General features: G+C 52.8%; 11 protein-coding genes and 1 pseudogene. 5 read left to right on the top strand and 7 right to left on the bottom strand.

Annotated elements, in window-relative coordinates; all coding sequences use genetic code 11:
* Positions 1–4: 4 nt before the first annotated feature.
* The 4 genes from wecA to trxA all read right to left on the bottom strand — a co-directional run bounded on the left by wecA (position 5) and on the right by trxA (position 3274).
* Positions 5–1108: a UDP-N-acetylglucosamine--undecaprenyl-phosphate N-acetylglucosaminephosphotransferase gene (gene wecA / locus ACO7SM_RS21610; RefSeq protein ID WP_490469175.1), complete on the bottom strand. Its 1104-nt coding sequence runs from the start codon at positions 1106–1108 to the stop codon at positions 5–7.
* A gap of 239 nt (positions 1109–1347) precedes the next feature.
* Positions 1348–2607, bottom strand: a complete 1260-nt coding sequence (rho, locus tag ACO7SM_RS21615; protein WP_002437993.1) for a transcription termination factor Rho — start codon at positions 2605–2607, stop codon at positions 1348–1350.
* An 87-nt stretch (positions 2608–2694) separates the two neighbouring features.
* Entirely contained in the window at positions 2695–2814 is a 120-nt protein-coding gene (locus tag ACO7SM_RS21620) for a rho operon leader peptide (RefSeq protein ID WP_162380372.1), read from the bottom strand.
* Positions 2815–2944: 130 nt separating this feature from the next.
* Positions 2945–3274: a thioredoxin TrxA gene (gene trxA, locus ACO7SM_RS21625; RefSeq protein ID WP_001280776.1), complete on the bottom strand. Its 330-nt coding sequence runs from the start codon at positions 3272–3274 to the stop codon at positions 2945–2947.
* A 193-nt stretch (positions 3275–3467) separates the two neighbouring features.
* Here trxA and rhlB point away from each other — a divergent pair, with 193 nt between their 5' ends.
* Positions 3468–4733 carry an ATP-dependent RNA helicase RhlB gene (gene rhlB, locus ACO7SM_RS21630; protein ID WP_490469176.1) on the top strand — a complete coding sequence of 422 codons (1266 nt, stop codon included), beginning with the start codon at positions 3468–3470 and terminating at the stop codon, positions 4731–4733.
* Between the two features lie 6 nt (positions 4734–4739).
* The gene (gppA, locus tag ACO7SM_RS21635; protein WP_490469177.1) at positions 4740–6227 is read left to right on the top strand and encodes a guanosine-5'-triphosphate,3'-diphosphate diphosphatase; all 1488 of its coding nucleotides are present in this window, start codon (positions 4740–4742) and stop codon (positions 6225–6227) included.
* A 40-nt stretch (positions 6228–6267) separates the two neighbouring features.
* Here the strand turns inward: gppA and rep are convergent, their stop codons facing one another.
* Complete coding sequence (gene rep / locus ACO7SM_RS21640) at positions 6268–8289, bottom strand: DNA helicase Rep (protein WP_490469178.1); 2022 nt, start codon at positions 8287–8289, stop codon at positions 6268–6270.
* Between the two features lie 112 nt (positions 8290–8401).
* On the opposite strand from rep, the gene ppiC (ACO7SM_RS21645) reads away from it, so the two are divergent.
* On the top strand, positions 8402–8683 hold the full coding sequence (ppiC, locus tag ACO7SM_RS21645) for a peptidylprolyl isomerase PpiC (protein WP_192613989.1): 282 nt from the start codon (positions 8402–8404) through the stop codon (positions 8681–8683).
* 49 nt (positions 8684–8732) lie between these two features.
* A complete protein-coding gene (gene ppiC, locus ACO7SM_RS21650; RefSeq protein WP_015960967.1) occupies positions 8733–9014 on the top strand; it encodes a peptidylprolyl isomerase PpiC in 282 nt (93 codons plus the stop codon).
* A gap of 138 nt (positions 9015–9152) precedes the next feature.
* On the opposite strand, the gene ilvC is transcribed toward ppiC (ACO7SM_RS21650), so the two are convergent.
* Positions 9153–10628 (bottom strand): ketol-acid reductoisomerase, encoded by a 1476-nt coding sequence (gene ilvC / locus ACO7SM_RS21655; protein WP_192613990.1) that lies wholly within the window; start codon positions 10626–10628, stop codon positions 9153–9155.
* 155 nt (positions 10629–10783) lie between these two features.
* Between ilvC and ilvY the strand changes: the two genes are divergently transcribed.
* Positions 10784–11674: an HTH-type transcriptional activator IlvY gene (ilvY, locus tag ACO7SM_RS21660; RefSeq protein ID WP_192613991.1), complete on the top strand. Its 891-nt coding sequence runs from the start codon at positions 10784–10786 to the stop codon at positions 11672–11674.
* Positions 11675–11970: 296 nt separating this feature from the next.
* Here ilvY and ACO7SM_RS21665 read toward each other — a convergent pair.
* Positions 11971–12096 (bottom strand): annotated as a pseudogene (locus ACO7SM_RS21665) (hypothetical protein); the annotation flags it as partial.
* Positions 12097–12098: the final 2 nt, after the last annotated feature.

Consider the following 12098-nt stretch of genomic DNA (forward strand, 5'->3'; position numbering starts at 1 on the left):
CAATTTACTTGGTTAAGTTTGGCTTGTTATCACGGTTCCTACGGAGTCTGCGCTTCACACGCTTGATAAATCTTGCCACCTTCCAGGCACGTTTAATACAGTAACCGTAGAGGAAGAATGCTAGCAAAAAGAGCACCAGCATGACCCATTCGGGAACAAAATGAGAATATTCTGCCGCAACGCCGATGGACGCCAGAATCGCCGCCGCCAGCGTAATCAGCACAAAAGCCTGTCGGGAAGTAAACCCTGCGCGCATGATCAAATGATGAATGTGTTGGCGATCGGGAGAGAAGGGACTCATCCCTTTACGCAAGCGGCGGTACATGATCGCCACCATATCCATCAATGGAATGGCAATAATCCATAGCGCGGTAACCGGGCTTATCGGGTGTGTCTTACCCTGTGTGGTTTCCAGCAAGACCCAAATGACGGTGAAACCAATCAGCGTACTGCCCGCATCGCCCATAAAGACTTTGTAGCGACGCCCCAGAATCCCCAGGTTCAGCATAATGTAAGGCAGGATGGCGGCAATCATCGCAAAACACCAAATTGCCAGGCTCGTCTGTCCGTCAAACCACAGGATAAGCCCCATTGCCCCGAACGAGACGCTGGAAAGCCCGCCGAGCAATCCGTCAATGCCATCAACCATGTTAAAGGCATTAATGGCCGCCCATACGGCAAACAGCGTGAGAAAATAACCGAAAGGACCGAGCACCATCTCCCAGGGTCCAAAGATGTACCCCAGACTGCGTAAATAGAGTTGGCCGGCGACCATCATGATAATGCCGATAGCGGCCTGAATCGTGGCGCGAATTTTTACGCTGATATCAAAGCGATCGTCAAGTGCACCAATAAAGACCAGTACGCCAGCACACGCCAGATAAAGAGAAGCATGTGGAATGTAATACTCAACGATTCCGAAAGTGAAGCAAATGCCTGCGTAAACCGAAATCCCACCAACTAACGGTATCAGTCCCTGGTGACGTTTGCGGAAGTTGGGTTTATCCACTAAACCGACCTTTTTTGCCACCTTACGCGCAAAAAACAGGAACAGTGTCGTGAATAAAAAAATACTGATGAGATCAGTACTCACTGTAAGTAAATTCACAATGCATGCTCTCAAAGAAAATTAATAGCAGAAGTATAACCATGAAGACCTTTATTCAGAAGGGAAACCCTGTGCTGAATCAGGTGCTTTTGTATAATTATCAACCACACGGTACAAATTACGAATGAAACGCAAAGTAACGGCATGTGATACCGTACTTTTGTAAATGTGTCGTTAAGATTACAGATATAAATGAAAAACGCCACGTAAAAACGTGGCGTTTTCGGGTAAAAACTGGCTTACGAACGTTTCATCATATCGAAGAAGTCGTCGTTGGTTTTAGTCATCGCCAGTTTATTGATGAGGAATTCCATTGCATCGATTTCGCCCATTGGGTGAATGATTTTGCGCAGGATCCACATCTTCTGCAGCTCTTCCTGAGTGGTGAGCAGTTCTTCTTTACGGGTACCGGAACGGTTGTAGTCGATTGCCGGGAAGACGCGTTTTTCAGCGATCTTACGAGAAAGGTGCAGTTCCATGTTACCTGTACCTTTAAACTCTTCGTAGATAACTTCGTCCATTTTGGAGCCGGTATCAATCAGCGCCGTGGCGATGATGGTCAGGCTACCGCCCTCTTCCACGTTACGCGCGGCACCGAAGAAGCGTTTCGGACGGTGCAGGGCGTTGGCATCCACACCACCAGTCAGCACTTTACCGGAAGCCGGCACCACGGTGTTGTAAGCACGCGCCAGACGGGTGATGGAGTCAAGCAGGATGATAACGTCTTTCTTGTGCTCAACCAGGCGTTTCGCCTTCTCAATCACCATTTCCGCTACCTGAACGTGGCGAGATGCCGGTTCGTCAAAGGTGGAAGCAACCACTTCACCTTTCACCAGACGCTGCATCTCGGTCACTTCTTCCGGACGTTCGTCGATCAGCAGGACCATCAGCACGCAGTCCGGGTGATTGTACGCAATACTCTGGGCGATGTTCTGCAGCAGCATTGTTTTACCGGCTTTCGGCGGCGCCACAATCAGACCACGCTGACCACGACCAATTGGTGAAGCCAGATCCAGTACGCGAGCAGTCAAATCTTCTGTTGAACCATTACCACGTTCCATACGCAGACGTGAGTTTGCGTGCAGCGGGGTTAAGTTCTCAAACAGGATTTTATTACGGGCGTTCTCCGGTTTGTCATAGTTAACTTCGTTAACTTTCAACAGCGCAAAGTAGCGTTCGCCTTCTTTCGGCGGACGAATCTTACCCGAAATGGTATCACCAGTGCGGAGGTTGAAACGACGGATTTGGCTGGGGGAAACGTAGATGTCATCAGGACCGGCGAGGTAGGAGCTGTCTGCAGAGCGGAGGAAACCAAATCCATCCTGCAATATCTCCAGCACACCGTCACCAAAGATATCTTCGCCACTCTTTGCGTGCTGCTTCAGGATGGCAAAAATAATGTCCTGCTTGCGCATACGAGCCAGGTTTTCCAGCCCCATATTTTCGCCGAGAGTGATCAGCTCAGAAACCGGCGTATTCTTTAATTCGGTAAGATTCATAATGGTGTGAGTTCTTAAACTTGGGGTAAATCTCGAACTTAATGTTGTGAATGGTATGGCAGGATCATCCATGCCTGTTTACGGCCATCAACTCATGTCTGTTCGCTGTCTGGTCACAGGAAAGTACACAGAACTGAAACGACAAGACGGATTGAGTGACAAGCCAGGAATCTGTCCACTTCTCGCGTGAGATAAAACGGGAAGTATTGGCTAAAACTAGATTCAAACTTAATAAGGTATGTTTAATACGAAGTCAACACTAACTTAGCATGACTCAAGCCGGGCGTCCAGTCATCCGCATAATTTAGGATGCTGGTCGCCCGAACATGATATTTCCTTACGCCAGGTTGGCGTCGAGGAACTCTTTCAGCTGACCTTTGGACAGAGCGCCCACTTTGGTTGCAGCCACTTCACCGTTCTTAAACAGCAGCAGGGTCGGGATGCCACGGATACCATACTTCGGCGCAGTGCCTGGGTTCTGGTCGATGTTCAGTTTAGCAACCGTCAATTTGCCCTGATATTCGTCAGCGATTTCATCCAGAATCGGGGCGATCATTTTGCACGGTCCGCACCACTCTGCCCAGAAATCAACGAGGATCGCCCCGTCCGCTTTGAGTACATCCGTGTCAAAACTGTCGTCAGTCAGGTGAATAATTTTATCGCTCATATATAACTCCACAGGAATAAGCCTGGCGTGTTGGTTCAGGCTGTGTCGTTCAATTGTTCGTGAGTGTCGACGTCACTAACCGTTGACGCTACTAACAATTGGGGGACGCAGCCTTCAAAACCAACTAAAGGTTGACTTTATTTCACCGGATACGCTTTCGTAAAGCAATAGTAAGCTGATATTCTACCACACTATGAGCAAAACACATTTAACAGAACAGAAGTTTTCCGACTTCGCCCTGCACCCTAAGGTGATAGAAGCCCTTGAAAATAAAGGGTTTCATAATTGCACGCCCATTCAGGCACTGGCCCTCCCGCTAACGCTGGCAGGTCGTGATGTTGCAGGGCAGGCGCAAACCGGTACCGGGAAAACGATGGCGTTTCTGACGTCGACGTTTCATTATCTTCTCTCTCATCCCGCCATTGCCGATCGCAAGGTGAACCAGCCGCGCGCGCTAATTATGGCGCCGACGCGCGAATTAGCCGTGCAGATCCACGCTGATGCGGAGCCGCTGGCGCAAACAACAGGCCTGAAGTTAGGTCTGGCTTACGGCGGTGACGGTTACGACAAACAGCTTAAAGTGCTGGAAAGCGGCGTCGATATTCTGATCGGCACCACGGGTCGTCTGATCGACTACGCGAAACAGAACCATATCAACCTTGGCGCCATTCAGGTCGTCGTGCTTGATGAAGCCGATCGCATGTACGATCTGGGCTTTATTAAAGATATCCGTTGGCTGTTCCGCCGTATGCCGCCAGTCACTCAGCGCCTGAACATGTTGTTCTCCGCCACCCTGTCTTACCGCGTACGCGAACTGGCGTTTGAGCAGATGAACAACGCCGAATACGTTGAAGTTGAGCCGGAACAAAAAACGGGTCATCGCATTAAAGAAGAGCTGTTCTACCCTTCTAATGAAGAAAAGATGCGTTTACTGCAAACGCTGATCGAAGAAGAGTGGCCAGATCGCGCCATAGTTTTCGCGAACACCAAACATCGTTGCGAAGATATCTGGGGTAGCCTTGCTGCCGACGGCCATCGCGTAGGTCTGTTGACCGGCGACGTGGCACAGAAAAAACGTCTGCGCATTCTCGAGGAGTTTACCCGTGGTGACCTCGATATTCTGGTGGCGACTGACGTTGCGGCGCGCGGTCTGCACATTCCTGCAGTGACGCACGTCTTTAACTACGACCTGCCGGATGACTGTGAAGATTACGTCCACCGTATCGGCCGTACGGGTCGTGCCGGCGCAAGCGGGCATTCCATCAGTCTGGCCTGCGAAGAGTACGCATTGAATCTACCCGCCATTGAGACCTACATTGGTCACTCTATTCCGGTGAGCAAATACAATCCGGACGCGCTGATGACCGATTTGCCTAAGCCATTGCGTCTGACGCGTTCACGCCCTGGCAACGGACCACGCCGCACTGGCGCACCTCGTAACCGTCGTCGTTCAGGTTAAGAAAATATGCTCAGCTCCACCTCGTCGCTTTATGCAGCTATCGATCTCGGATCCAATAGTTTTCATATGCTGGTTGTACGCGAGGTGGCTGGAAGCATCCAGACGCTTACCCGCATCAAGCGCAAGGTGCGTCTGGCTGCTGGGCTGAACAGTGATAATGCCCTTTCTGCAGAGGCAATGGAGCGCGGCTGGCAGTGCCTGCGTCTGTTTGCTGAACGTCTGCAGGATATTCCCCAACCGCAAATCCGCGTGGTCGCAACGGCAACATTACGCCTTGCCGTCAATGCAGGCGAGTTTATTGCCAAAGCACAAGATATCCTCGGTTGTCCCATTCAGGTCATTAGCGGTGAAGAAGAAGCCCGTCTGATTTATCAGGGTGTCGCCCATACCACTGGCGGCGCAGACCAGCGTCTGGTGGTCGATATCGGCGGTGCCAGTACTGAAATGGTCACCGGTACCGGGGCGCAAACCACCTCCCTGTTTAGTTTGTCGATGGGTTGCGTTACCTGGCTTGAGCGTTACTTTACCGATCGCAACCTGGGACAGGAAAACTTTGATGAGGCGGAAAAAGCCGCACGCGAAGTACTGCGTCCCGTTGCTGATGAGTTGCGCTATCATGGCTGGAAAGTGTGTGTGGGTGCCTCTGGCACAGTGCAAGCGCTACAAGAAATCATGATGGCGCAGGGCATGGATGAGCGGATTACGCTGGCGAAGCTCCAACAGTTAAAGCAGCGTGCCATTCATTGTGGTCGTCTGGAAGAGCTGGAAATTGAAGGATTAACGCTTGAGCGCGCATTAGTCTTCCCCAGCGGTCTCGCTATTCTTATCGCCATTTTCACCGAACTGAACATTCAGTGTATGACCCTTGCCGGCGGTGCGCTGCGTGAAGGTCTGGTCTACGGTATGCTGCATCTGGCCGTCGAACAGGATATTCGCAGCCGCACGCTGCGTAACGTTCAGCGGCGATTTATGGTTGATACCGAACAGGCAAACCGCGTCGCAAATCTCGCCGCCGCTTTCCTCGATCAGGTGGAAAATGAGTGGCATATTGAACCGATCAGCCGCGAAATATTGATCAGCGCCTGCCAGTTGCATGAGATTGGGTTAAGCGTCGATTTCAGGCAAGCGCCGCAGCATGCGGCCTACCTGGTGCGAAATCTTGATTTACCGGGTTTTACACCTGCGCAAAAGAAATTACTGGCAACGTTATTATTAAATCAGACCAACCCTGTCGATCTCTCGTCGCTCCACCAGCAAAATGCGGTGCCGCCGCGCGTGGCAGAACATCTTTGTCGTTTACTGCGTCTGGCAATTATTTTTGCCAGTCGGCGACGTGACGATCTGGTGCCTGATATTGTGTTGCAAGCGCAGAATGAAAATCTGACGTTAATTCTCCCCGAAGGCTGGTTCGCGCGTCATCCGCTGGGTAAAGAGCTTATTGATCAAGAAAGCCAGTGGCAAAGCTATGTCCACTGGCCGCTGGACGTGTTGTAAGACGCTTTTTGCCGGAGGGCTTCAGCGCTTATCCGGCCAACTATTTCGCTCTCTTTGCCGCCATCATCGCTTTCAAATTTGCCAGATGGTTCTGCCCTTTCTGCATTCGCTCTTCGGCCGTCACGACCTTACGTTCCTGCTCCCAAATGAGATCGTCCTGCGGCAGTTCCAACAGAAAACGACTCGGTTCAGGCCGTACCAGCTCACCGTACTGACGGCGTTCTTTGCACAATGTGAAGATGAGTTCTTTCTGTGCGCGCGTGATCCCAACATAGGCCAGACGGCGTTCTTCATCGATATTATCTTCATCAATACTGCTCTGATGCGGCAGGAAGCCCTCTTCCATCCCCACCATAAAGACATACGGGAATTCGAGGCCTTTTGAAGCATGCAGCGTCATCAGTTGAACCTGATCTAACTCCTCTTCACTTTCCCCACGCTCCATCATGTCGCGCAGGGTGAAACGGGTCACCACCTGGGTAAGCGTCATCGGTTCATCAATTTCACTGCCTTCCAGCATCTCCGTCATCCAGCTAAACAACTGGTTGACGTTTTTCATGCGCATCTCCGCCGCTTTTTGACTTGGCGAGGTTTCATACAGCCAGGACTCATAGTCGATGCCGTGGATGAGGTCGCGTACTGCCGCAATCGGTTCACGCTCCGCCAGGCGCTGAATTTCGCCCAGCCACTGCGTAAAGCGGGTTAGCGAATCATACCCGCGCCCGGTCAATGTCTGGCTAAGCCCCATATCAAAGCTGGCGGTAAACAGACTCTTGTTGCGGGTCATCGCCCATTCGCCCAGTTTTTGCAGCGTGGCCGAACCGATTTCGCGTTTTGGGGTGTTCACAATGCGCAAAAATGCGCTGTCATCGTCCGGATTGGTTAAAACGCGCAGGTAGGCGAGCAGATCTTTAATCTCCGGGCGGGAGAAGAACGACGTGCCGCCGGAAATTTTGTACGGGATCCGGTTCTGCATGAGGAATTTTTCAAACACCCGCGACTGGTGATTCCCGCGGTACAGGATGGCGTAATCCTTGTATTCGGTTTTATTCACAAAGTGGTGGGCGATAAGTTCGCCCGTGACGCGCTCGGCCTCATGCTCTTCATTATTCGCACTCAACACTTTAAGCTCGGCACCATAACCCAGCTCGGAAAAGAGTCGTTTTTCAAAGACGTGCGGATTGTTGGCAATGAGGATATTCGCCGCCTTCAGGATGCGCCCGGAGGAACGGTAGTTCTGCTCGAGTTTGATCACCTGCAAAGCCGGAAAATCCTGACTCAGCAGCACCAGGTTTTGCGGGCGGGCACCGCGCCAGGAGTAGATTGACTGATCGTCATCCCCTACCACCGTAAAGCGTGCGCGTTGGCCCACCAACAACTTCACCAGCTCGTACTGGCTGGTGTTGGTGTCCTGATATTCATCCACCAGCAGATAGCGAATCTTATTCTGCCAACGTTCGCGCACCTCTTCATTACGTTGCAGCAGCAGCGTGGGCAGCAGGATCAGGTCATCAAAATCCAGCACGTTACACGCCTTCATATGCGCATCGTACAGGCCATAACAGTGAGCAAAAATGCGATCCCGCTCGCCCTTCGCGCTGGCCGCCGCCTGCACAGGCGTTTTCAGATCATTTTTCCAGTTGGAGATCGTCGAGATCAGCTGTTGCAGCATCACTTTATCGTCTTCGATCAACCCTTCGGTCAGATCCTTCAACAACGCTACCTGATCGGTGTCGTCGAACAGCGAGAAGTTGGACTTCATCCCCAGCGCGGCATACTCCCGCTTGATAATGTCCAGCCCCAGCGTATGGAAAGTGGAAATCATCAGGCCGCGCGCTTCTTTGCGCCCCAGCGTCTGCCCGACACGTTCTTTCATCTCACGCGCCGCTTTGTTGGTAAAGGTTACAGCAGCAATGTGCCGTGCCTGATACCCGCAGCCGCGAATGAGGTGGGCAATCTTGTTCGTGATAACGCGTGTTTTACCAGAACCCGCCCCCGCCAGCACCAGGCAGGGTCCGGTGACGAATTCGACAGCATGTTGTTGGCCGGGGTTTAAACGCATAGGAGTATTGCTCAATCTTCGAACGGGGGGAGGATTGTAGCAGAAAGTTGCGCTGAGATTTACCCGCCGAATGGTAAAGTGTTGGCAGCACAAACACGATGAGAAAATCACCATGGCAAAGAGCGCCGCCGCCCTGCATATCCTGGTAAAAACCGAAAAACTTGCCCTTGAGATCCTCGCCAAACTGGAACGCGGCATCAGTTTTGATCATCTGGCAAAGCGCTATTCGCGCTGCCCGTCTGGTCGCAACGGTGGCGATTTGGGCGAATTTAAGCAGGGTATGATGGTGGGGCCGTTTGATGCTGCGGTCTTCAGTTGCCCGTTGTTGAAACCCTATGGGCCGGTGAAAACCAAATTTGGCTATCACATCATCAAGGTGTTATATCGCCGATAACGCATGCTAAAATCGCCAGCCTTATTGACCCCTTTTGAAGGCGCATATCATGGCAAAAACAGCAGCAGCACTGCATATCCTTGTTAAAGAAGAGAAACTGGCTCTGGATCTTCTGGAACAAATTAAAAACGGCGCAGACTTCGAGAAGCTGGCGAAGAAACACTCTACCTGCCCGTCAGGCAAAAAAGGCGGTCACTTGGGTGAATTCCGTCAGGGTCAAATGGTTCCGGCGTTCGATAAAGTGGTTTTCTCCTGCCCAGTGCTGGAGCCAACCGGCCCGCTGCACACCCAGTTCGGTTACCACATCATTAAGGTGCTGTACCGTAACTAAGTAGCAAAAAGCCCGGTGAGCAAATTCACCGGGCTTTTATTGCCAGATGGCGCTACGCTTATCCGGCCTACGAAACGGTCATTTTTTTGTAGGCCGGATAAGGCGTTTACGTCGCCATCCGGCAATTCGTGCTATGCCTTATCCCGCAACAGCAATACGTTTCATATCCGTCATATAGCCACGCAGTTTCTGACCCACTTTCTCAATCGCATGACCGCGAATCGCTTCATTCACATCACGCAACTGCGCGTTATCAACTGCGCCTTCGGCAATGGCTTTACCCAGGTCGCCCGGCTGAATCTCAGTCATGAATGATTTCAGCAGTGGTACGCAAGCGTATGAGAACAGGTAGTTGCCGTATTCAGCGGTATCAGAGATAACCACGTTCATTTCATACAGACGCTTACGGGCGATGGTGTTCGCGATCAGCGGCAGTTCGTGCAGGGATTCGTAGTAAGCCGACTCTTCGATGATGCCGGAATCCACCATGGTTTCGAATGCCAGCTCAACGCCCGCTTTCACCATCGCGATCATCAGCACACCTTTATCGAAGTACTCCTGCTCGCCGATTTTGCCTTCAAACTGCGGCGCGGTTTCAAACGCGGTTTTGCCAGTCTCTTCACGCCAGGTCAGCAGTTTCTTATCATCGTTAGCCCAGTCAGCCATCATGCCGGAGGAGAATTCGCCGGAGATGATGTCGTCCATGTGCTTCTGGAACAGCGGCGCCATGATCTCTTTCAGTTGTTCAGAGAGCGCATAAGCACGCAGTTTCGCCGGGTTAGACAGACGATCCATCATCAGGGTAATGCCGCCCTGTTTCAGGGCTTCGGTGATGGTTTCCCAACCAAACTGAATCAGTTTTTCGGCATAGGCCGGATCGGTGCCTTCTTCCACCAGCTTGTCGAAGCACAGCAGAGAACCCGCCTGCAACATACCGCACAGAATGGTCTGCTCACCCATCAGGTCAGATTTCACTTCTGCCACGAAGGACGATTCCAGCACGCCCGCACGGTGACCACCGGTGGCCGCAGCCCAGGCTTTGGCAATCGCCATACCTTCGCCTTTCGGATCGTTTTCCGGGTGAACGGCGATAAGCGTCGGTACACCGAAACCACGCTTGTACTCTTCACGTACTTCGGTACCCGGGCACTTCGGCGCGACCATAACAACGGTGATGTCTTTACGGATCTGCTCACCGACTTCGACGATGTTGAAACCGTGAGAGTAACCCAGCGCCGCGCCGTCTTTCATCAGCGGCTGTACGGAACGCACCACGTCGGAGTGCTGTTTGTCCGGCGTCAGGTTAACGACCAGATCCGCCTGCGGGATCAGCTCTTCGTAAGTACCGCATTTAAAGCCGTTTTCGGTCGCTTTGCGCCAGGAGGCGCGTTTCTCAGCAATCGCCTCTTTACGCAGCGCGTAGGAGATATCCAGGCCGGAATCACGCATGTTCAGACCCTGGTTCAAACCCTGAGCACCGCAGCCAACGATGACCACTTTTTTACCCTGAAGGTAGCTCGCGCCATCGGCGAATTCGTCGCGACCCATAAAGCGACATTTGCCCAACTGTGCCAGCTGCTGGCGCAGGTTCAGTGTGTTGAAGTAGTTAGCCATGGTGAACTCCGTGATGTTGTGTTGTCGTGCTTTATTGTTCGGTTCGCGTATTGCGAGAATGGAACCACATTACAACAGGAAATTTATTGCGGAAATTGATATATTCACAACGTCACGTTGCAATTTCTGCAACGTAAAAGCGTGGAGTGCGATCTGTGGATTTACGCGATCTGAAAACCTTTCTGCATCTGGCGGAGAGCCGCCATTTTGGCCGCAGCGCACGGGCGATGCACGTCAGCCCTTCCACGCTTTCCCGGCAGATTCAGCGCCTGGAGGAAGATCTCGGCCAACCGCTGTTTGTGCGCGATAACCGCACCGTAACGCTGACCGAAGCAGGTGAGGAGTTACGCGTTTTTGCCCAGCAAACGTTGCTGCAGTATCAGCAACTGCGCCACACCATCGACCAGCAAGGGCCGTCGCTTTCTGGCGAGCTGCATATCTTCTGCTCGGTGACCGCCGCCTACAGCCATCTGCCGCCGATTCTCGATCGCTTCCGCGCGGAACATCCGTCCGTCGAAATTAAGCTCACGACCGGTGATGCCGCCGATGCGATGGAAAAAGTGGTAACAGGCGAAGCGGATCTGGCAATTGCCGGGAAACCGGAAACGCTGCCCGGTGCAGTCGCCTTTTCGATGCTGGAGAATCTGGCGGTGGTGTTGATCGCCCCCGCATTGCCCTGCCCGGTGCGTAATCAAGTCTCGGTGGATATCCCGGACTGGTCGACAATTCCATTCATCATGGCCGACCAGGGGCCGGTACGCCGCCGTATTGAGCTGTGGTTCCGGCGCAACAAGATCAGCAATCCGTTGATTTACGCCACGGTGGGAGGCCATGAAGCGATGGTCTCAATGGTCGCACTCGGCTGCGGTGTGGCGCTGCTGCCGGAAGTGGTGCTGGAAAACAGCCCTGAACCGGTGCGCAATCGCGTGATGATTCTGGAGCGCAGCGATGAAAAAACGCCGTTCGAACTTGGCGTCTGCGCACAAAAAAAGCGGCTGCATGAGCCGCTGATTGATGCGTTCTGGGCGATTTTGCCGAACCATTAACCCCATCGGATGGGATTTTGCCGGATGGCGGCGCAAGCGCCTTATCCAGCCTACGACCACATTGTAGGCCTGATAAGCGCAGTGCCATCGGGCGGGGTTTTGCCGGATGGCGGCGCAAGCGCCTTATCCAGCCTACGACCACATTGTAGGCCTGATAAGCGCAGCGCCATCGGGCGGGGTTTTGCCGGATGGCGGCGCAAGCGCCTTATCCAGCCTACGACAACATTGTAGGCCTGATAAGCGCAGCGCCATCGGGCGGGAATTTGCCGGATGGCGGCGCAAGCGCCTTATCCAGCCTACGACCACATTGTAGGCCTGATAAGCGTAGCGCCATCGGGCGGGGTTTTGCCGGATGGCGGCGCAAGCGCCTTATCCAGCCTACGACCCATTGTAGGCCTGATAAGCGCAGCGCCATCAGGCAATC

Source organism: Citrobacter sp. LJND-P06 (assembly GCF_058188415.1).

Excerpts from the sequence above, each read along its gene's own strand:
- rho (WP_002437993.1), bottom strand. The coding sequence starts at position 2,607 with ATGAATCTTACCGAATTAAAGAATACGCCGGTTTCTGAGCTGATCACT.
- trxA (WP_001280776.1), bottom strand. The coding sequence starts at position 3,274 with ATGAGCGATAAAATTATTCACCTGACTGACGACAGTTTTGACACGGAT.
- rhlB (WP_490469176.1), top strand. The coding sequence starts at position 3,468 with ATGAGCAAAACACATTTAACAGAACAGAAGTTTTCCGACTTCGCCCTG.
- gppA (WP_490469177.1), top strand. The coding sequence starts at position 4,740 with ATGCTCAGCTCCACCTCGTCGCTTTATGCAGCTATCGATCTCGGATCC.
- rep (WP_490469178.1), bottom strand. The coding sequence starts at position 8,289 with ATGCGTTTAAACCCCGGCCAACAACATGCTGTCGAATTCGTCACCGGA.
- ppiC (WP_192613989.1), top strand. The coding sequence starts at position 8,402 with ATGGCAAAGAGCGCCGCCGCCCTGCATATCCTGGTAAAAACCGAAAAA.
- ppiC (WP_015960967.1), top strand. The coding sequence starts at position 8,733 with ATGGCAAAAACAGCAGCAGCACTGCATATCCTTGTTAAAGAAGAGAAA.
- ilvC (WP_192613990.1), bottom strand. The coding sequence starts at position 10,628 with ATGGCTAACTACTTCAACACACTGAACCTGCGCCAGCAGCTGGCACAG.